The organism is Solidesulfovibrio magneticus RS-1, from assembly GCF_000010665.1.
Taxonomy (GTDB): domain Bacteria; phylum Desulfobacterota; class Desulfovibrionia; order Desulfovibrionales; family Desulfovibrionaceae; genus Solidesulfovibrio; species Solidesulfovibrio magneticus.
Window position 1 is genome coordinate 4,446,411 of record NC_012796.1, and the last position, 20,327, is coordinate 4,466,737.

The 20,327-nt window shown below is 65.9% G+C and carries 19 protein-coding genes; 8 read left to right on the top strand and 11 right to left on the bottom strand.

What is annotated here, in order from left to right:
* Positions 1-48: 48 nt before the first annotated feature.
* On the top strand, positions 49-1,233 hold the full coding sequence (locus tag DMR_RS18420) for an alginate O-acetyltransferase AlgX-related protein (RefSeq protein ID WP_015862552.1): 1,185 nt from the start codon (positions 49-51) through the stop codon (positions 1,231-1,233).
* Positions 1,234-1,243: 10 nt separating this feature from the next.
* Here the strand turns inward: DMR_RS18420 and corA are convergent, their stop codons facing one another.
* The 4 genes from corA to DMR_RS18440 form a co-directional block, all read right to left on the bottom strand.
* Positions 1,244-2,338 (bottom strand): magnesium/cobalt transporter CorA, encoded by a 1,095-nt coding sequence (gene corA, locus DMR_RS18425; protein ID WP_015862553.1) that lies wholly within the window; start codon positions 2,336-2,338, stop codon positions 1,244-1,246.
* 27 nt (positions 2,339-2,365) lie between these two features.
* Positions 2,366-3,055 (bottom strand): (d)CMP kinase, encoded by a 690-nt coding sequence (cmk, locus tag DMR_RS18430; protein WP_015862554.1) that lies wholly within the window; start codon positions 3,053-3,055, stop codon positions 2,366-2,368.
* A gap of 67 nt (positions 3,056-3,122) precedes the next feature.
* Positions 3,123-4,232: a histidinol-phosphate transaminase gene (gene hisC, locus DMR_RS18435; RefSeq protein ID WP_015862555.1), complete on the bottom strand. Its 1,110-nt coding sequence runs from the start codon at positions 4,230-4,232 to the stop codon at positions 3,123-3,125.
* Between the two features lie 252 nt (positions 4,233-4,484).
* On the bottom strand, positions 4,485-4,934 hold the full coding sequence (locus DMR_RS18440; protein ID WP_015862556.1) for a universal stress protein: 450 nt from the start codon (positions 4,932-4,934) through the stop codon (positions 4,485-4,487).
* A 281-nt stretch (positions 4,935-5,215) separates the two neighbouring features.
* Between DMR_RS18440 and DMR_RS18445 the strand changes: the two genes are divergently transcribed.
* Entirely contained in the window at positions 5,216-5,707 is a 492-nt protein-coding gene (locus tag DMR_RS18445; RefSeq protein ID WP_015862557.1) for a hypothetical protein, read from the top strand.
* A gap of 189 nt (positions 5,708-5,896) precedes the next feature.
* Here DMR_RS18445 and thpR read toward each other — a convergent pair whose 3' ends face one another.
* The 3 genes from thpR to DMR_RS18460 form a co-directional block, all read right to left on the bottom strand.
* Positions 5,897-6,460 (bottom strand): RNA 2',3'-cyclic phosphodiesterase, encoded by a 564-nt coding sequence (thpR, locus tag DMR_RS18450; RefSeq protein WP_015862558.1) that lies wholly within the window; start codon positions 6,458-6,460, stop codon positions 5,897-5,899.
* Between the two features lie 126 nt (positions 6,461-6,586).
* The gene (locus DMR_RS18455; RefSeq protein WP_232502833.1) at positions 6,587-8,071 is read right to left on the bottom strand and encodes a hypothetical protein; all 1,485 of its coding nucleotides are present in this window, start codon (positions 8,069-8,071) and stop codon (positions 6,587-6,589) included.
* 369 nt (positions 8,072-8,440) lie between these two features.
* Positions 8,441-10,555 carry a methyl-accepting chemotaxis protein gene (locus DMR_RS18460; protein WP_015862560.1) on the bottom strand — a complete coding sequence of 705 codons (2,115 nt, stop codon included), beginning with the start codon at positions 10,553-10,555 and terminating at the stop codon, positions 8,441-8,443.
* A 657-nt stretch (positions 10,556-11,212) separates the two neighbouring features.
* Between DMR_RS18460 and DMR_RS18465 the strand changes: the two genes are divergently transcribed.
* The 4 genes from DMR_RS18465 (at position 11,213) to ubiG (ending at position 15,075) form a co-directional block, all read left to right on the top strand.
* The gene (locus DMR_RS18465) at positions 11,213-13,264 is read left to right on the top strand and encodes a cache domain-containing protein (RefSeq protein WP_015862561.1); all 2,052 of its coding nucleotides are present in this window, start codon (positions 11,213-11,215) and stop codon (positions 13,262-13,264) included.
* 106 nt (positions 13,265-13,370) lie between these two features.
* Positions 13,371-13,847: a MarR family winged helix-turn-helix transcriptional regulator gene (locus DMR_RS18470; protein WP_015862562.1), complete on the top strand. Its 477-nt coding sequence runs from the start codon at positions 13,371-13,373 to the stop codon at positions 13,845-13,847.
* Positions 13,848-13,937: 90 nt separating this feature from the next.
* A complete protein-coding gene (locus tag DMR_RS18475; RefSeq protein WP_015862563.1) occupies positions 13,938-14,279 on the top strand; it encodes a DUF4405 domain-containing protein in 342 nt (113 codons plus the stop codon).
* A 1-nt stretch (position 14,280) separates the two neighbouring features.
* Entirely contained in the window at positions 14,281-15,075 is a 795-nt protein-coding gene (gene ubiG, locus DMR_RS18480; RefSeq protein WP_015862564.1) for a bifunctional 2-polyprenyl-6-hydroxyphenol methylase/3-demethylubiquinol 3-O-methyltransferase UbiG, read from the top strand.
* Positions 15,076-15,123: 48 nt separating this feature from the next.
* On the opposite strand, the gene DMR_RS18485 is transcribed toward ubiG, so the two are convergent.
* The 4 genes from DMR_RS18485 to DMR_RS18500 are packed head-to-tail and all read right to left on the bottom strand — an operon-like array spanning position 15,124 to position 17,992.
* Entirely contained in the window at positions 15,124-15,594 is a 471-nt protein-coding gene (locus DMR_RS18485) for a metallophosphoesterase family protein (protein WP_015862565.1), read from the bottom strand.
* A 2-nt stretch (positions 15,595-15,596) separates the two neighbouring features.
* A complete protein-coding gene (locus DMR_RS18490) occupies positions 15,597-16,232 on the bottom strand; it encodes an HD domain-containing protein (RefSeq protein ID WP_015862566.1) in 636 nt (211 codons plus the stop codon).
* 56 nt (positions 16,233-16,288) lie between these two features.
* Positions 16,289-17,491: a bifunctional glutamate N-acetyltransferase/amino-acid acetyltransferase ArgJ gene (gene argJ, locus DMR_RS18495; protein ID WP_015862567.1), complete on the bottom strand. Its 1,203-nt coding sequence runs from the start codon at positions 17,489-17,491 to the stop codon at positions 16,289-16,291.
* A 54-nt stretch (positions 17,492-17,545) separates the two neighbouring features.
* Positions 17,546-17,992: an EF-hand domain-containing protein gene (locus tag DMR_RS18500; protein ID WP_015862568.1), complete on the bottom strand. Its 447-nt coding sequence runs from the start codon at positions 17,990-17,992 to the stop codon at positions 17,546-17,548.
* 122 nt (positions 17,993-18,114) lie between these two features.
* Here DMR_RS18500 and DMR_RS18505 point away from each other — a divergent pair, with 122 nt between their 5' ends.
* Entirely contained in the window at positions 18,115-19,569 is a 1,455-nt protein-coding gene (locus DMR_RS18505) for a tetratricopeptide repeat protein (protein WP_015862569.1), read from the top strand.
* Between the two features lie 75 nt (positions 19,570-19,644).
* Entirely contained in the window at positions 19,645-19,953 is a 309-nt protein-coding gene (locus DMR_RS18510; protein WP_015862570.1) for a hypothetical protein, read from the top strand.
* Positions 19,954-20,327: the final 374 nt, after the last annotated feature.

The following is a 20,327-nucleotide window of genomic DNA, read 5'->3' on the forward strand; positions in this document are numbered from 1 at the left end:
ACAAAGCGGATTATCGGCCAAGCCCGCACCTCGGGATGGGGCAACGCCATGACAACGCCGCAGACTTCAAGCCGCTGGCGCAAGGCCACAGCCACGGCGGCGGCGCTCATTTTTCTCGTGTTCATTACGCTGCCGGCCCTGGACGGCGTTTTTCATATCGCCCCGCCGGTGGATCTCATGGAAAACGACCCGGCCCCGCTGCCAGAAATTTCGTTCGCCCAGCTCTTTAAGGCCTTCAACGTGCTGCAGCGGGGATTTCTGGACAAGACCTACGGGTTTCGCAAAAACCTTGTGCGCCTGCAAAATCTCCTTGACCTGGACATCCTGCAGGCGAGCTCCCATTACCACACCGTGATCCGGGGCAAGGACAACTGGCTTTTTCTGGCCCAGGAGAATCCTGAGCTCAACGTGGTGGAGGACTACCGGGCCACGCGGCTGTACAGCCCAGGTGACCTGGCCCGCTGGGTGGCCGTCTACCGCGACCGCCAGGACTGGCTGGCCGCCCGGGGCATCCACTATCTGCTGGTGGTGGCGCCCAACAAGCACACGGTCTATCCCGAGCATCTGCCGGCCCAGTACAATAAGACCAGTCCCCGGGACCGCACCGACCAGCTCGTGGACGCCCTGGCGTCGGCCGGCGTTAATATCCTGGACCTGCGCCCGGCCATGCGCACGGTCAAGGAAAAAGCCCTGGCCTACTACCGCACCGACACCCACTGGACGACCTACGGCGCGTTTGCCGGCTATATTGAGATCATGCTGCGCCTGGCCCGGTGGCGGCCGGAATTCGCGCCCACCATCCGGGGGGATTACGACATCAGCATCACCCCGGGCCTGACCGGCGGTCTGGCCAGCATGTTGGCCCTAAGCGACCGTTTCCCCGAGGAGCGGGTGACCTTTGTGCCGAAAACCCCGCGCCGGGCCGTGGAAGTGCCCAATCCCCAAATCCCCAAGGCACTTTTCCAGCCCACGGTGACCATGAGCACCGGCGACCCCTCGCTGCCTTCGGCCGTGGTCTTTCGGGACTCCTTTGCCCACGAACTCATGCCCTTTCTCTCCGAGCACTTCCGCCAGGCGGTCTACGTCTGGCCCTACCCTTCCACGCCGCGCGAAATGCGGGTCTTTGACAAGGCCGTGGTGGAGGCCGAAAAGCCCGACCTCGTCATCGACGAATTCGTGGAGCGCTACTTCACGGAGTTTCCGCCCAAGCCGAAGCTGCCGCCGGCCGAATAATGGGGCGACCCTAACGGGCCTCGCCCGACGAGGCCCCGGTCAGCCAGTGCTTGCGATAGAAGTAGGCCGTCATGCCGACGACGGTCAGGCCCATCAGCCCCAGCAGGGCATAGATGCCCCACTCCTCACTCTTGAAGGGCAGATTGTCGAAATTCATGCCGAAAAAGCCGACCAGAAAGTTGAGCGGCAAAAAAATCGTGGCCACCAGGGTCAGATACTGGCCCACGGCGTTCATGCGCAACTCGGCCTTGGTCATGGACAGCCCCACCATCTCCGAGAGCATCTCGCGCAAGGTCTCCACGGCGTCGAGGACCTGATACACGTCCTGCTGGATGTCGTTCCACAAAACCGCCGAAGCCGGATCGGAAGCGATGGCCTCGTCCTTGACGAAGCGGCCGAGCACTTCGCGCAGGGGCCACAAGGACCGGTGCAGGAACAGCACCTCGCGCTTGTGGTGGTAGATGCGGGCCAGGACGTTGTCGCCCGAGCCGGCCAGGAGTTCCTGCTCGAATCCCTCGATCTCCTCGGCCAATTGGCCAAGGGTCAGGATGTATTCATCGAGAATGGCCGAAACCAGGGCATGGGTCAGATGGGGCTGGCCGCGCTTGGCCAGTTTGCCGTTGCCCTTTTCCAGGCGCAGGGCCACGTCGTCCCAGAGATTGGTCTCGCGTTCCTGGAAGGTGAGGACAAAGCCCTCGCCGGCGGCCAGGCTCACCTGCTCGGCCAGGACGCGCTGCTCGGCCCGGTCGTAGGTCAAAAGGCGCAGCAAGATAAAAATGTGCTCGTCGTAGTCCTCGATGACCGGCCGACGCCCGGTGTCCAGGATGTCCTCGACCAGCAGGGCATGGAGACAAAACCGCCGGGCCACGGCCCGCACCAAGTCGGGGTCGTGGACGCCGACCACCCGCACCCAGGAGACACAGCCCTGAGGCAAAAACGGTTCGTCCTTATCCAGGCCGTCGTAACGGCGGAGGGTCACCCCGTCGCCGCTTAAGGTGTACACCATGACATAGGGCGCGAAAACCGGCTGCTGTGGAAACGGGGACTTGGCCTCGGCTGCGAAGCCCTTGCCCTGGCGCAGGCTTTTCTTGAACCGGTCGAGCATGGGGACTCCTTGGATGGGCCCGGGGCGTTACGGCGCGGCGGCCCGGGCGGCGGCGGTCACGGCGGCCAGGACCTCGTCTTCCGTCAGCCCCGAGGTGTCGATGACCACGGCGTCGTCGGCGGCGGCCAGGGGCGACTCGGCCCGGGTGCGATCCTGATGGTCGCGGGCTTCGATGGCGGCCAGGATTTCATCATAGTCGGCCGGAGCGCCCAGGGCTTCTAGCTGGCGCACCCGGCGGGCGGCCCGGACCTCGGCGGCGGCGTCCAGGAAAATCTTGCAGGCCGCCTCGGGAAACACGGCCGTGCCCATGTCCCGGCCCTCGGCTAGAAGGTCGGCGCGACGGCCCAGGGCCTGCTGCACGGCCCGCAGGCCGGCCCGCACCACGGGCAGGGCGGCCAGTTTCGAGGCCATGGCCCCCACGGCCTCGGTGCGGGCGGCCTCGGGCAGGGGAGCGCCGTCGATAAGCAGTCGCGTGTCGGTCCCGCGACCGGCCAGGTCAAAGGCCATGGCCCCAAGGGCCGATTCGATGGCGCTCTCCGGCAGTTCGTGGCCGCCCGGCCCCAGGCGCAGGGCCAGGGCCCGGAACATGGCCCCGGTGTCGAGATAGGGCAGCCCCAAGGCTCCGGCCGCCCGGCGCGACACGCTGGTCTTGCCGGCTCCGGCCGGGCCGTCGATGGTGATGATGCGCCGCGCGGCGGCGTGGTCGGCTGTGTTCATGGGCGTCCGTGGAGAGCCGATGTCGCCATCGGCGGCTGTGCAAATCAGTTCTGCGTTTGGGCGACTTCTAGAAGCCGCTGTCGACGATGTCTTTCATGGCGGCCAGAAAAGCATCGTTTTCCTCGTCGTTGCCGATGCTGACGCGCAGCATGTGGGGCAAGCCGTAGCTTTTGAGCGCCCGGGCGATGATGCCGCGTTTTAAAAGCCCCTCGAAGACGTCGGCGGCCGGCAGCGGCGGCGTGAACATGAGGAAATTGGCCTGGGACGGGAAAACCTTGCAGCCCAGGGCGGCCAGCTTTTCGGCCAAAAGCGTGCGGCCCCGGGCCACGGCCTCCAGGCTTGCGGCCACGAAATCCACGTCTTCCAGGGCGGCCAGGCCGGCGGCCTCGGCCAGCAGGTTGACGCTAAAGGGCAGGCGCACCCGCAGCAGATAGTCGGCGATGTCCGGCGGCAGCACGCCAAAGCCCAGGCGCAGGCCGGCCAGGCCGTAGAGCTTGGAAAAGGTGCGCAGCACCACCACGTTGTCGGTCTCGTTAAACCGGGCCATGGTGGAATAGACGGCCTCGGGCTCGGCGAATTCGGCGTAGGCCTCGTCCACCACCAACAGCGCCCGTTTGGGGATGGTCCGGGCCAGGGCCAGGACGTCGTCGGCCGGCACGGCGTAGCCCGAGGGGTTGTCGGGGTTGGTTAAAAACACCAGGGCGGTGTCGTCGTCGCAGGCTCCGGCCAGGGCGCCCAGGTCAAAGGCGAAATCGTCGCCGAGTTTGGCCTGGCGCAGGGTCACGCCGCACAGGCGCGTCTGCTGAACATAGATGGAAAAGCACGGATCGAAAGCCACCACGTTGTCCCGGCCCGGGCGGCAGGTGACGCGCACGAGCAGGTCGATGATCTCGTCCGACCCGTTGCCGGCCACGACGCACTGGCGCGGCACGCCGTGGCGGGCGGCCAAGGCGGCGGTGAGGGCCGGATTGCCGGCCCGGGGATAGCGAAAGACGGTGTCGGCCTTGCGGGCCAGCACCCGCTTGACCAGGGGCGAAGCGCCCAGCGGGTTTTCGTTGCTGGCCAGCTTGATGACCCGGGACAGGCCGTATTTTTCCTTGATTTCTTCCATGGAAAGGCCGGGGGCGTAGGGCGTGAAACCGCGCACTTCTTCCCGGACCCGGTCGCTGGGCTGCATGGGGCTGCTCCAAAAAATGTTTGCCCGGCCGCGGGGGTGGCGGGCAGGCGGCAAGGTGACGGGGACGGCCGCAGAGCGGCCGTCCCCGAAGGGATATTCCGATTGCCCTGCCGACGCAGGGCCGGAACGCATTCCATCACGCCGAGGTTTGGCCCATGTGGGGGGTCCGGGGGCCTCAGGCCCCCGGCCGCCGGAGGCATCTTTTCTCTTCTCTCATCCCCCCAGCAAGCACCATGGTCCAACCGTAGAGCCTTAGGCTTCCTCGCGGGGCTTGACGGTCAGGACCGGGCAGCGGGCCGACTTGACCACCTTTTCGGCCACGGAGCCGAAGATGATGCGGTCGATGCCGGTACGGCCGTGTGTGCCCATGACGATGAGGTCGGCCTGCTGCTCCTCGGCGGCAGCCAGGATTTCCTCGGCCGGATAGCCGGCCAGGACCAGCCCCTTGGCCGGCAAGCCGGCGAAATGCTCGGCCACGAAGGCGTCCATGGTCTGCCCGGCCGAGGAGACCACGTCGCCGACAAAGCTGTCCAGGGCCGCCTGAGGCACGTTGAAGCCGACGTATTCGGCCAGGGACGGGGCAATGTAGACGCACACGAGCCTTGCACCGGTGGCCTTGGCCAGGGTGGCGGCATATTCGGCCACCCTGGGGGAGCCTTCCGAGAAATCCACGGCGCACACGATGGTGTTGACGCTGGCCATAGGGCGCTCCTTTTTTCCGGGCGTGGGCCATTCCCGCGCTCAAGTTCCGGCCGGATCGGCCGAAAAGACCGGCACGATCCGTCTTGTGCCAGGATGCCAAAGTGGCCGCCAATAGACAAGGCGTTTGCGGTGTCTTATGAAATGGACGCGGGCGGAGCGAAGAGGCAAAAAATGCCGCCCATAAAATTTACTTTGACTGAAAATCCGGCGCGTTAGCCCAAAAGACCTCTCTGGCAGGTTTTTTGCTTGTAACTGGCAAACGTCAACGGGGGGGAAGGCCGATGAAGATCCAGACCGACCAACTGACCGCCCTGCGGCAGACCACGGAACAGTCCACGGGGACCCGGGAGAGTTCGGACGCCTTCGCCGCCATCCTGGCCAAGGAAACCGGTTCGGCCGGCGGGACGCAGTCCACGGGACTGGCTGCGCCGCCGCTGTCGAGCCTGGCCGGAATCGACCTCGCCAGCCTTCAGGGCGTCGAAGAAACCGACGCCGTGGCGGACATCACCGAACAAGAGCGCGCGGTTATGAACAACATGGACACCTTGCTGGCCAAGTGGGAGGATTACGCCGACACGCTGGCCGCCCACAGCGGCGGCGATTCCCTCAAGCAGGCGTACGGCGTCCTGGAAAACATCGAAAACGGCGTCCGGCAGCTCAAGGAAGATCTGCCCGAAGGCCTAAGCCCCGGCCTCGGTTCCCTGGTCAACGAAATGGAAGTCATGACCGTTACCGAGAAGTTCAAATTCAATCGGGGCGACTACCTCGTGTAGTTGTCCCGGCCCGGACGCGCCCGGCGTCCGCAGGACTGTTCCGAAACCGCCCGCGGCGTCCCGCGCGGGCGGTTTTTTTGCGGCCTCCGGCCCGATAAGAGGACCGACAGGGCTTTGGTCCGCACGAAAGGCAACAGCAGAGCAGCGAGATCGGCGAAAAGGCGGCCCGTAGCCGGCCATCTGGCAAGACTAGGCTTCCTGCCCGGCAAAGCGGGCCAACGCGACATAGCGCGGCCCCTGGGGACCGAGGGTCGATTCGTAGAGCGTCAACGCCTCCACCGTCGCCGGCGGCCAGACGGTTTCGCCCAGCACGGCCAGCATCCCCCGGACATCGCACCCGCGCGAAGCGTCGCGAAGCCGCCCCAGGGTCAAATGGGCGGCAAAGGGCCGGGCTTCGACGGCGAAGCCGATCCGGGCCAGGGCCGCGTCCACGGCGGCGGCCAGGGTCCGGCAAGAGTCGGCCCCTTCGGCCAGCCCGGCCCATACCACCCGGGGCCGGGACGGGGACGGGAAAAACCCGCCGCCGGCCACGGCCAGGGGAAACGGCGCAAAGGCTACCCGGCCAAGGGCCGCAGTGATGTCCGGCAGCCGGGCGGCATCGGTCTCGCCCAGGAACTTGAGCGTCAGATGGGCATTGTCCGGCCGGGTCCAGGTGGCCGGGCCGCAGGCCAGCGGCCGCAGGCGCGCGACAAGTCCGGCCGCCACGGCCTGGTGAGCCGGCGGCAGGCCGATGCCGACAAAAAGACGGGGCATGGGCGTCCTTGTTTACGTCTGCCCGGCCCGGCGCGCCGGGGCCGCGGAGTGCCCCAGCGCCGCCCCGGCCGGACGGACTGTTGCCTGACGGCCTGGGCCTCCTGGGAAACAGGGCCGGCGGCGCGATCAGTTCTGGTCGAGCAGCAGCAGGTTTTGCGGCGCGGTCGCCAGGCTGGCCGGCAACGGCGCGCCGATGCCGACGACCCAGGAATTAACCGAAGCACCGCCGTACTTCACGCTGTTGATGGACACCTTGCCGAACCTGTCCGTGTAGGAGGTGCTGTAAACTTCATTATTGGACAAGGTGTACACGACGTTGGCGTACTTGTTGTAATAGTTCGGGTTGGACTGGACCAGCGAGAACGCCTTTCCGAGCGTCCACCAGTCGGAGCTTGGCTGAGAGCCGTAGGGGCTCAGCACAAAACCGCCCAGGAGGCTTGTGGCCAATTCGCCGAAGATGAAGTCCATGAACTGGGTATAGGGCATATACGGATCGCCGGACTGGGTCGAATAATTGTTCCCGACATAGGTCCTGAAATCGGTCACGCCGGTGATCGTGGCGTAGCCCAGGGCGTGGTCCGGGTAGGGCGGGGAGCCGGTGTAATCGATGTTGTTGCCGCCGTAGATGACGGCGTTGAAGCTGGCGGGAGCGGTTGCCGGCACGGAGACGGCGACGTTGGAATAGACGATCGGGGCGGCCTGGCTGTTCAGGATGCTTACGGTAATGGAACCGGTAGCGGAAAGGGAGCCGTCTGCCCCGGCCGAGGCGGTCAGGTTCAGGTGAAAGACGTTGGTGCCGTTACTGAGGTTGTATTGGACGCTGTTGTTGAGATTGAAGGTGGTGGAGGCGCTGTGGATGGCCTGGGTGTAGGGAAGAAAAGACGGCCAGGGATTGGGCAAAGAGGCATTGTTGGGATCGTAGGAGCTTGGGCCGATATAACGGATGATTTGCCCGTTCACCTTGACGACCGCGTTGGACGTATTGATGGCAGGCGAGCTGAACCAGGAAGCGATGACGCCTGTCCCGGCCTTCCAGCCGATGCGTTGCAGAGGCGTCTGGCCGGGCTGGGCGATGGGGTCGTTCTGGTAGCTGGCGATGCCAAGAGGCGCGGTGAAGTAGTTGATGGCCGTCAGGTTGCCGTTGTCGCTGTCGCTGCCGGTCATGGTCAGTTCAAAGGGCTGGTACCGGAGGGGCGAGGTGAAATAGTAGGGTTCTCCGGAGGACGGAAAACTCGACGGATTGTCATAGCACACAAATATGGCCGAACTGTTGGCGGTGGTGACCACAAGCGGGACGCTGTCCCCGACCAGCGCGATGCCGGCAGAATTGGCGTTGGCGGCCAGATTGTAATTCGTTCCGTTGTAGGAGCCTGTAAACGGCCCCTTGATGACAATCCAGACGTTTTGTCTGTAGGCGCTCGTGTCGAAATAGATATTCAACGCGTGGGCGACGAGCGGCCACCCGCACAACAACATTGCGGCAATAACAATGCCCGTGTTTATCCTCATGAACAAGCGCCATGGCTGCTTTGCCCGGATCGCTGGCGTCAAGCGTCGCGTTTGGGGGGAGCGACAAGGCATCACAAGCGGCAGTGAACGGATGGTTGTCATTGCGGCCTCTCCCATGCAATTTCATGGACATATTGGCATTATTCCATTTCCCGAAACGACTGGAAACATGCGGCTCACGTATACGCCACCGCCTCAGCCCATGCGGCGGGCAGCCTGACTGTTACATGTAACGGATAGGAAAATTCCTGCCGACTGGCAACTAGTTCCGTGCCCGGTGGCATGTTCCGGCAGTGTGCCGGACGGCCCCGACCCGAATGTCGCAGCCCCGGCCCTTTGGCTGGGGCCGGGGCTGCCTCGCCGCAACTTCGTGTTCTGTTCAGGAAATGCCCTGACCTCAGCCAACGCAGCGACATGTCGTAATTATTGCTTTTATTTACAATGTCAGAGACATGTTTTGGCGAACGGCGCCTAGCCCGGCAGTTGCCGGACGGCGGCGCTTTGGGACTCCAGGGAATCAATGAGCTTTTTGAGCACCACGGCCTGTTCGGCCAGCTCGGCCACGGCCCGGGCCGCCTCGCGCATGGCTCCCACGGTCTCGGAGGCGATGCCGTTTATTTCCTCGATGTGCCGGTTGATCTCCTCGGTGGCCGAAGACTGCTCTTCGGCCGCCGTGGCGATGGCCCGCACCTGATCCGAGGACTGGGCGAACTGGTCGAGCATGGCGGCCAAGCCCTTGGCCGCCTCGTCGGTGCGGCCAAGGGACTGCTCGATGATCTGGCGCGCCCGGTCCATGCCCGAAAGCGTGCCGCCAACGCCGCGCTGGATGCCGGCCACGGCTTCGCCCACTTCCTTGGTGGCGGTCATGGTCTTTTCGGCCAGTTTTCTGACCTCGTCGGCCACCACGGCAAAGCCGCGCCCGGCGTCGCCGGCCCGGGCCGCCTCGATGGCGGCGTTAAGGGCCAGTAAATTGGTCTGGTCGGCGATGTCCTCGATGGTCTGGGCAATGGAGCCGATGCCGTCGGCCTTGCGGCTCAAATCCGACACCGAATCATAGACTTCCTGAAAGCCCGTGCTGATGCCGTGGACATCGGCCTTGACCCGCTCCATCTGGCGGCCGCCCTCGGAAGCCGCCGCCTTGGACTGCTCGGCCAGCCGGGCCGTGACTTCGGCGTTGCGGGCGATCTCCAGCACCGAGGCGGTCATCTCCTCCACGGCCGTGGCCGTTTCGTTGATGCGTCCGGACTGGTGCTCGGCCCCGGCGGTCGATTCGCCGATCTGGGCCGACAGTTCGGCCGAGGCGGTGGAGACGATGCCGACCACGCCCTTGAGGCTGTCGGCGGCGTGGAGCATCCCTTCCACCCGGGCGGCTTCGGCTTTGGCCGTGGCTTCCTCGGCCCGCGCGGCGGCCTCTTCGGCTTGCCTGGCCTTGTGTTGCGCCTCGGCGGTCTTGGCCTCGATCTCGGCCATGTTGGCCTCCAGTGTAGCCGAGGTCTGGTTGAGGGCCTCGTAGACCTGCCCCACTTCGTCGCGCCGGGTGTTCGTCAGCCGGGCCGTGTAATTGCCCCGGGCGATGTCCTTGAGGTGGCCGATAATGCGGCCCAGGGCCCGGAAGATGGCCGTGTGCAGGAAGTAGTGCAAAATGCCGCAGATGGCGGCCAGGATGAGGACGAAGCCGCCGGCCGCCTTCCACATGAGGCTCTTCATGGGGCCGACGAGTTCCTCGTAGTCCACGAAGGTCAGAAACTTCCAGCCCAGGCCGGAGACCGTGGACGTCTGGACCAAATACCGCTTGCCGCCCATGTCCAGGAGTTGATGGCCGTCGGGCCCGGCAAAGGCCCGCTCCATGGCCGGCACGCCGATCTCCGCGAGCTTTTTGAAATTGCGCTTGTCGTCGCTGGGGTCGGAGATGACCACGCCGTCGCCCTGGACAAAGACCACGTAGCCGGTCTTGGCGATGCGGATGTCCTTGACGATCTTGGTCAGCACCCCAAGGGAGATGTCGACGCCCACGGCCCCGACCAGCTTGCCTTTATCCGAAACCACCTTGGTGACGCTGACCACGGCCTCGCCAGTGGTGGACATGTAGGCCTTGGAAATAATGGTCCGATCCGGCGTCTGCATGGCCTCCTGATACCAGGGGCGCTTTCGCGGATCGTAGCCGGCCGGCATCTCGCCGGCCACGCTGGAGACGAAGCCGCCGTCGGCGGAACCGAAAAACACTTCCACATAGGCCGGATGGGTGGCCTGGACCCGGGCGAAAAGGGCCGTGATGTCCTGGCCGAGGCGGTCGTCTGGCCGGGGCACGGATTTGGTCTTGGCCGTGGTGGCGGCGTAGGAGGTCAGGGTGGCGTCGGCTTGGGGCAGCAAGGGATCGCCGGCCAGGAAGGTGACGTTTTGCTTGGACTGCTCCATGAAGATGGTCATGGCGTTTTCCAACTGGCCGATTTCCTTGCGGATGGAGGCGACGTGCAGGGCCACGGTGTCGTCATAGATGGTATTGAAAATGATTCCCAATACAATGGTCGTGGGAATGGAAATGACCAGAACAAGTTGCAACATGATCTTGAATTTTATGGATCGCATAGTCCCATCCTTTGTCATGACCCAGATTCCCGCTGGCCGCCTTGACGCCACCTTCGACATTCAACTACTGCATTGCCGATATTGCACTTGCTCGCCGGAGCCCCAGACTCTAGAGAGGCCTTATACCAACATACCCCAGGTGACGATTCCATCGCAAGGATGAACTAAGGCCGCGCAACATTCCTGCTCCAGCCTCAGGTGAAACGCCGCCACGTCTCCGCCCGCCATGCCTGCCTGTGAGGGCGCAACACGATTTGTCGCATAACCGTAACCATTGCGACCACAACAGCCCTATTCCAGGGCGTCGGCCCGGGACTTCCATCGCAGACGTTGACTTTTTTGTCGAGAGGTGCTTTTCTCGCCCTGTCGAGGCGCAAAAAAGTCATTTTTTCGGTTGCGGGAGCGGCAAACGAGACTTTTTTGGCGCAACGGCCCCCTCCTCTGCGTGTTTCGCACCTCAAGTCAGACGGTTTCCGACGCGGCTTTCGTTGGCGCGTCGGCCGTCGCAAACGCGGTTTTTTCACAAAACCGGAATTCACTCGTCAGGCATGTTCCTGCCCGGGCATGGTTGTGTCGTGCCGGACCGGACAGCCTCCGTCGCCCGCCCTAAGACGTTTGGGCCGGCGAGCGACGGCCACCACGCCCAGGGAGGTTCTCATGGACAGGGAACTCGTTACGCGCCACGAACAGACCCTGCTTCGGGCCATGGCCTCGGTCGGCGACTGCCAAAACGTGCTGGGGCGTCTCGACCGCCAGTGGACCCGGGCCACCTTGACCGGCAAGATCAATTGCAGCCGCATCGCCCAGACGCTTATCGACTTCATCATCACCACCCAGGACAATTTTGCCGCCCTGCAAAAAAACCTGGTGGACACGTTGGTGCTGGAAAACACCCAGAAGGTGGTCCTGGAAATCGCGGCCGTGGCCCAGGTGGCCATCGACATCCTCAAGCGCAACCTGTTCGAGCGCACCGCCGACGTCGGGTTTCTGGCCACCGACGACGACATCGTGCGCTTCCTTCTGGCCGGCGACTTCTCCCGCGACGCCGTCGAAATCATCGAGGAGCGCCTGCTCGAATACCGCAACAAGTACACCGTCTACTGGGAAATCGTGGTCATGGACACGGACGGCGTCGTGCGCGCCCACCTCGACCGGGACAATCCCCTGACCCGCAGCGCCGACCCCCTGCTGGCCGAGGCCATGGGCTGCCGCGAGTACGTGGAGACCTACCGGGAAACCGACCTGGCCCCGGGGCGCGGCGACGTGCTGGCCTATTCCCAGGCCATCCGCCAGCCCGACACCGGCGCACCCATCGGCGTGCTGACCCTGCTTTTTGACTTCGTCGGCGAGATGGAAGGCATCTTCGAGAGCTTGAAGCGCTCCTCCGACGACATGATCATCGAAATCCTGGACGGCGACGGCCGGGCCATCGCCACCAGCGACCCGGTCCGCGCCCCGGCCGGACGCGCCTATCCCCTGGCCCTGCGCGACGATTTCCATATGACCCAGCTGGTCGGCGAACCCTATCTGGCCAAGACCCTGCCGACCAAGGGCTACCAGGGCTTTTTCGGCCTGCCCTGGTACGGCCACGTGCAAAAACGGGTGGCCACGGCCTTTCGCAACGGCGTGAACGGGCATCGGTTCGACGAGGCGGCCATCCGCCAAAACGCCATTTTCTCCGGCCGGCTGGTGCAGGTGGAGGAAGCCTCGGAAAACGTCCTGTCCGACCTGGAACTGGTGGTGCAAAACGGCGAGATCATGGCCGCCAAAAAATCCGTCCAGGCCGACCCGTCCGAGCGCGTGGAGGCCCAAGCCCTGCCCCATGTCCTCAACGAGGTCAAAAAGATCGGCGACCAGGTGCAGCACGTCTTCCAGGAATCCACCGGCGGCCTGCTCAAGCTGGTCACGGCCTCGCGCCTGCACGACGTGCAGTTCCTGGCCGCCCTGGCCATCGACATCATGGACCGCAACCTCTACGAGCGGGCCAACGACTGCCGCTGGTGGGCCCTGACCTCGGATTTCCGCCGCTTCCTCGACAAACCCCGCCTGGCCGAGGCCGACCGGGCCCGGATGCGCGAGATCCTGGCCTACATCAACAGCCTCTACACCGTGTACACCAACCTCTTCGTCTACGACCGCGAAGGTCGGATCCTGGCCTGCTCCAACCCCGACGAGCACCGCCAGGAAGGCCGGATCGTCTCGGCCCGCTACGTCTCCGAGACCCTGGCCATCGCCGATTCCCAACTCTACCGCGTCTCGGATTTCGAGGCCACCGATCTCTACGAGGCCGGCGGCCAACCCCGCTCGACCTACATCTACAGCGCGCCGATCACCTCGCTGACCAGTCCCGGCGCGACCATCGGCGGCATCGGCATCGTCTTTGACAGCGAGCCGCAGTTCTTGTCCATGTTAAACGACTGCCTGCCCCGGGACGGCTCGGGGGACATTCTGGAAGGGTCGGAAGGGATGTTCGTGGAAACGAGCGGCCGCGTCGTGGCCTCGACCAACCCGGAGCACGCCCCGGGCGACGTGGTCGACCTGGCCGGGGTGTTTTGCGACCTGGCCTGCGGCCAGCTCGCCTCCCATCTGGTGGCCGAGGGCGACCGGCTCTACGCCGTGGGCTGCGCCCACGCCTGCGGCTACCGCGAGTACAAACGCGGCGACGGCTACGTCAACGACCTGCTGGCCGTCATCAAGGTGCGCATTTAAGCCGACGAGGCCAGGACAATCCGTCCTGGCCTCGCCCTTTGCTTTGCGAGGCCTATATACTTGACCAGGTCATTGACATGATCAACTATATGGTTATAGTGCCTCCATGTCGCAAACCACGCCACCCCCCGCACACCTCGGCCACAAGGGCAACGAACCGCACCTGCTGCGGGAAATTATTCGAACCCATCAGATGCTCGTCACCGGTTTTTCGCGAAAAATCGGCCAGCCAGCCGCGCGCGTCGCCTTGATGCGCCTTCTTGCCACGGCCAGCGAACCGGTCGGCATCATGGATCTCGCCCGCAACCTGGGCGTCAATGCCGCTGCCGTGACGCGCCAGATCAAGGAGCTGGAGGCGCAAGGACTTGTGGAGCGCTGCGATGACCCACAGGACGGCCGGCGCAGTTGGCTGCGCCTGTCACCCCAGGGAATGCAGCTGTTCATGGCGTTGCATGAACGCAGCCATGCCCTTGAAAAGGCTTTTGCCGCAGCCGTCGGCCCGGACAACGTCCGTACGGCCGTGGAGGTTTTGACGCAGCTGCGCGATTTCCTGGACGCGTTTCCCAACGACAAAGCGTTGTGAGCCGGTCCTGCCGGCCACGCCGCTGTCCGGCGCTCCTGGCCAGGCAAGTCCCCAGCCGCCGTCGCAAACCGATACCCCAAGGAGAACACCATGCGTCATCGGACAAGGCCGTTTAATGCGCGCGCTTTCGTGAACCTGATGCTCATTCTCGCCGGACTCGGACTTCCCGTGACCGGCATCGCCAATCATTACCTGGGATTTGCTTCACTGACGCCCGAGCGGCATGGTTGGATGGCCGCCCACAACGCCCTTGGCCTCCTGTTCGTGGCGTCCGCCGTGGGCCATGCCTGGCTCAATCGACGCCCCTTGCTGGGCCAGATACGGGCCATGGGCGCGAGTGCGGCGGGTCTTGGGACCGAGGCTCTGCTGGTTGGACTCGTCATGCTCCTGGCGACGCTCTTTGCCGCCCACGGCTTTCTGGTCGGAGCCTGACATGAACACCGTGGACAACGACCTGTACCGCCGCCTGGGCCATGCCTGGTGGGATGACGACGCCGGCCCGTACAGCACCATCCGTTTTTTCATCAATCCGCCCCGGGCGAACTACTTTGCCCGGGTGCTGCGGCAGGAAGGCCTGCTGGGGAAGACTGGGGCCACGATGCTGGACGTCGGCTGCGGCGGCGGGCTTTTGGCCGAGGAATTCGCCCGGATGGGACTGCGGGTGACCGGCGTCGACCCCGCGCCGGAATCCGTGGCAACGGCCCGGACCCATGCCGCCGAGGCAGGGTTCGACATCGTCTACCGCGTTGGGCGCGGAGAGGCCCTGCCGTTTGTCGACGAAGCCTTCGACGCCGTCGCCTGCTGCGATGTGCTGGAGCATGTGGACGAACCGGCGGCCGTGATCGCGGAGATGGCCCGGGTGCTCAAGCCCGGCGGCCTGCTCCTCTACGACACCGTCAACCGGACGCTGCGCAGTTGGTTTGCCGTCATCAAACTGATGCAGGACTGGCCCTCCACGACCGTCTTCGATGCCGGCGTTCCGGTCCAGGCCCACGTATGGGACAAATTCCTCAAGCCCGCCGAAGTCGCGGCCATGCTGCGACGCCACGACCTTGACCCCCGGGAACAGCGCGGCATCGCCACCAGCCGCAACCCGCTCGCCTGCTGGCTGGGGCTGCGGCAACGGGCAAAAGGACTGCTGACCTTTCAGGAGCTTGGGAAAAGACTGGACTTCAGGGAGGGCAACGACCTTTCGGTTTCCTACATGGGCTTTGCCGTCAAAGCGTAGACACGCCGGGCCTGACGCGACGCGCTCCCACAACGCCCGGACGCGACTCTAGAGGGACACGAACCGGACGTCACAGCCGTTCTTGTCGAAATCCACCAGGGCCAGCGACCCGCCGGGCGTCAGCGCGCCGGGATTAATAAGCCGCGTGTCGCCGTAGGTCGTATCCTCGGCGGCGTGGGAATGGCCGAAGAAGATGACGTCGAAGCGGCCGGTCAGGGCCTCGGCGATGCGGGCCGAGAGGCCGGGACGCGGCCCCCAGCCGTGGACCGCCGCCACGCGCACGCCTTCCAGCACCAGCTCGGCCAGGGCCGGCGGATCGCCGCCCAGGGCGAAGCCGTCGCAGTTGCCGGCAACGGAGATGTGGCCAGGATGCTGGATGAGGTAGCTCCACAGGGCCGCTCCGGTGTGGTCGCCGCAGTGGATCAGGTAATCGGCCGGGGCGAGGTACTCGGCGTAAACGGCCTCGAAAAAGGCGTTTGGCCGCGCGAGGTGGCTGTCGGAGATGACGGCGGCGCGCATGGTCAGTCCTTGGGGGCGTGCCCGTTCTTGCGGTTCCACCATTGCCGGTCCGGGCCGTTGAACCACCATTCGGCATGATCGGTTTCGGCCAACGTCCTGGCCAGGGCGCGGCCCGCGTCGGTGCGCAGCCGGGCCATGGCCGCCTCAATCCAGGCGGCGGCGTAGCGGTTGCCGAGATCAAGCTCTTCCTTCAAGTTGGCGATGAGGTCGATCTGGTCGGCGTCCTGGGCAAGTTGCGCTTCCAGGGTCTGGGCCGCTTCAAGCTCGTCGTGCAGCGGCATGACCGTGGCGGTCAGCCCCGTGCCGGCCAGGGCGTCGGCCAGGGCGCGCCGGGAGTCGCAAGTGTTGTACAGCTTGTTGACGTAGTTGAAGTCGCCGGTACGGGCTTCGTGCAAATCGTGGAACAGGCACATGGCCATGGTCCGGTAGGGGTCGGCCCCGGCCTGGCCGGCCAGCATGAAGCCGATCATGGCCGTGCGAAAGCTGTGCTCGGCCACGTTTTCCGAGCCGGTGCCAAGAAACTGGTAGCCGGTGCGCGGGGTCTTGCGCAGCATCCCGGCCTCGAAGACCAGGTCGGCCAGGCGCGTGGCCCGCTCCCGGTCGCTCATGTCCACTGTGGCGTGGTCGTCCGTCGTCATGGGCGCTTCTCGTGGTACGCCCGCCCCGCCTTGGGGCGGGGCGGGCGGCAAGGCGGCTACGTGCGGTAGTCGGCGTTGATCTTGATGTAGTCGTAGGTCAGGTCCGAGGCCAAAAGCAGGTAGCGGCCCGGGCCGGCCCCCAGTTCGATGTCCACGGGGATCTCGCCCCGGCGCATGTGGGGGGCGAGCAAGGCGTCGAGGTCGTCGGCCACGGGCATCCCCTGCTCAAAGACCGGCACCCCGCCGATGCGCACGGCCACGTCGTCGGGATCAAACACCGCGCCCGAGCGGCCGATGGCGCAGACGATGCGGCCCCAGTTGGCGTCGCGGCCGAAAAAGGCGGTCTTGACCAGGGGCGAATTGCCCACGGCCCGGGCGGCCAGCTCGGCCTCGGCCGGGGAAGCAGCGCCCGTGACTTTGATGCGCAGCACCTTGGTGCCGCCCTCGGCGTCCTGCACGAGCATGGCCGCCAACGTCTGGCAGACCTCGGCCATGACGGCGAGCAGGGCCTGCCGGCCCTCAGCCGAGTCAATGACCACTTCCGAGGCGCCGTTGGCCAGCCCGAGGACGCAGTCGTTGGTGGAGGTGTCGCCGTCCACGGTGACGCTGTTGAAGCTGCGGTCGGCGGCGGCGGCCACGGCCTCCTGCCACCACAGCGAACCGACCTTGGCGTCGCACAAAAGCACCCCGATCATGGTGGCCATGTTGGGGGCGATCATGCCGGCTCCCTTGGCCATGCCGAGCACGCGCACTTCGCCGGATTCGGTGGTGAGCGTCCCCCAGGCGATCTTGGGGAAGCTGTCCGTGGTCATGATGGCCTTGGCCGCGGCCATGGCCGGGGTCTGGCCGAGATTTTCGGCCAGGGTGGGGACCACGGCCTTCCATTTGTCCATTTTGAGCCGCGCCCCGATGACGCCGGTGGAGGCCGGCAGAATCTCCTCCGGGGAAAGGTCGGTGGCCTTGGCCACCAGGGACAGGGTCTCGCGGCAGTCGGCGATGCCGGCCGCGCCGGTGCAGGCGTTGGCCTGGCCGGCGTTGATGAGTATGGCCCGGGCATGGCCGCCGGAGGCGGCCAGCTGGGCCTTGGCCACGGTGACCGGGGCGGCCTGGAAGAGGTTCTGGGTGAAAACGCCGGCAGCGGCGGCCGGGGAATCGCTGACGATAAGGGCCAGATCGTCGCGGCCGGTGGTGTACTTGAAGGCGGCCGAGGCCGTGGCAAAGGAAAATCCCTTGGGAACGGGAATCACGGGCGATGGCATGGCGGCGCTCCTTGGGTGGTTTGATGATGACAAGGGGAGACGGCAGGCGGCCGGTCAGGGCGCGGGTCGGGCCGTGGCAGTCCGGGAGGGGCTTGGCGCGGCCATTTCCTCGCGGCTGATGACGCCGTCGTTGTTGCGGTCCAGGCGGCGGAACTCGCGTTCCTGGAAATTTCGCCATTCCTCCAGGGTGATGCGGCCGTTGCCATCGGCGTCGATGGCCGAGAGGGCGGCCGGACTCGCCGGAACGGCGGCCGGGGACGCTGTCGCCGGAACGGCCGGCCGGGCGACCGGCGCGGCCAGAGGGCGTTCGGCCAGGGGCGGCGTGCCCGCGGCCGGCGGCGGCGACGCGGCCGGGCCGGCCGCGCCTTGGGCCGGCGGAAAATCCGGCGACGGATAGGACGTGGCCACGGGCTGGCGCGGCGCTTCCTGGCGCACGCAGCCCGTCCCGGCCAGGGCGGCGGCCAGGACAAGCCCGGCGATGGCAAAAAGCTTTTGCGGCATGGCGATCCTCGCGCGGCCCGGCCCCCGGGGCGGGGCAAGGCGGTTTCGTCCTCTACACCAAACCGCCCCGGCCGGCCATACCCGGTCTTGACAGGCAGCCGAGGCTTTGCCAAGCCCCGCACATGCGCTTTCTGCCCATGCTGGTCCTCGCGGCCGCCCTGAGCCTTGCCCCGGCAGGCCTGGGCGCGTTTACGGGCAACGACCGGCTGTTTCTCGGCACCGAGGCCCTCATGCGCGGCCGCTACGAACTGGCGGCCCAGACCTTTGCCGCCATCCTGGCCGCCGATCCCGACAATCCCTACGCCCGCACCCGGCTGGCCCTGGCCCTGGCCGGAGGCGGCGACGTCCGCGCCGCCCGGGCCGAACTGGACAATGCCCTGACCGCCCGGGCCGACGACCTGTTCGCCCTGTGGAGCCTGGGCAGCCTTGACCTGCTGGCCGGCCAGCCCGAAGCAGCCAAGGCCCGATTTGCCGCCATGGGGAAAGCCGACCCCGGCAACCTGCGCGGCCGGCTGGGGCTGGCCCTGTGCGCCCTGCAAGCCGGGCGTACGGCCGAAGGGTTGGCCGGCCTGGCCCAGGTGCAGCAGGCCGAATCGGCCGATGTTCTGGTGCGCGTGCTTTGCGGGCTGGTCTATTGGAACCTCGACGCCCCGGCCAACGCCCGGCTGGAGCTGGAGGCGGCCCTGGAACTGGAACCGCGCAACACGGCCGCCCTGGAGCTTTTGGGGCTGGTCTACCGTCGCCAGGGCAAGGCCGATCTGGCCGCCAGCGCCTGGGGGCAAGCCCTTGGCCTGGACCCGAACGCGGCCGGGGCGCGATTTTTCCTGTCGCGCCTGGCCGAGGACGAAGGCCTGGCCGCCGCCCTGGCGGATAAGCCGGCCGAGGCCAAGCGGGCCTACGAACGCGCCCTGTCCATTGATCCCGGCAACGCCGCCGCGGCCAAGGCCCTGGGCCTGGGCCTGGCCCAGCCGGCCAATCCGGCCAGGGACAACGCGCCCGGCCGGCGGCCCGGACCGGACAACTCGGCCCGGCCCACCAGCGACGATGGCCATCGGCCCAAGGCAACGAAACCGGCCCAACCCGCTGCCCAAGACCAGCCTGCAGCGGCTGCGCCGTCGACCGTAGCCCCGCCCCCGGCCAGCGAAACCGCCCCAGCGGCCAAGGCCAAGCGCCCCAAACCCGTAGCACCCGCGCCGGGCAGCCCGCTTCCGGCCGCCCCGGACCAGCCCGAAACGCCGTCGCCCACGCCGGCTCCCGACGCCACGCTGCCGGCCAAACCCAAGCCCGCCAAACGCCCGGCCAAACCAGCCGCCCCCGTGCCGGCCGCGCCTACTGCGCCGCCGCCAACGCCCGCCGTGCCCCAGCCTGCGCCGCCGGCTGCCGACGCGCCCTCTCCGGCCGCCCAGACGGCCCCGACGGCCACCGACGCCGGCCTCGCCAACGCCGCGCTGCCCGCGCCCCTCGATCTTCCGCCGGCCCCGGCCATACGGGCTAAAGCCGCCCTGCCGCCGCCCCGGCAGGCAACCCCGGCCCAAGACGCCCTCTTTGCCATTGAGGCCCGCCCTCCGGCTTCCTAGGCCCAGCCCGCCCCCTTGGTTGACGCGCCTGCCCGTTTGCGCCAAGCTCGGCCCACTGCAACAAGGAGAGACCGGATGATTCGCTTGTTTTCGGCTGTTATCCTCATGCTGTTGACGGCCTTGCCAGCGGCGGCCCAATCGTTTGCTCCCAAAAACTATCCCGACTGCGCCATGCTCTACGCCAAAAAAGCCCTCTCCCAGGACGGCGGCATGATCATGCGCCGGGCCTGCAAATGCCGCTACCAAGATCCCAAGGCGTCGGAGTGCAAGGACTTCACCCAGGCCGCCCTGGACTGCATCATCTCCAACACCGGCGCGGCCGAACGCGACGAACAGGCCTGGGGCGTGGAACGCGCCTGCCGCAACAAGTTCCCGGCCAAATAGCGCCTCTGCGCCCGACTCACAAAAAAACGCCGTCCCAAGCCGAGACGGCGTTTTTTGTTGCCCAAGCCGCCCAACGACTCGGCCCCAACAAATGAAAGCGGCTCCAGGTCGCCATCCCGGAGCCGCTTTCAGAAATGTCCTTTTCGGAGGAAGGATGATTCTCTAATAGCAACAGCCGTGCCAACGCCGGAATATAATAATTTTATCCAATAAAATCAATACATAATAAAAAGTTATTCAAGCAGCCCAGCCCGCAATAGGCCGTTTCGGGGCTATGCGCGGTGCAAAAACTTTTACCCCGGCCGCCAAGTCCCGGACAAGGGGGCCAGGAATTTGTACCCGGCCGGCCAGTTGTCAAAAAACCATGTAAAATA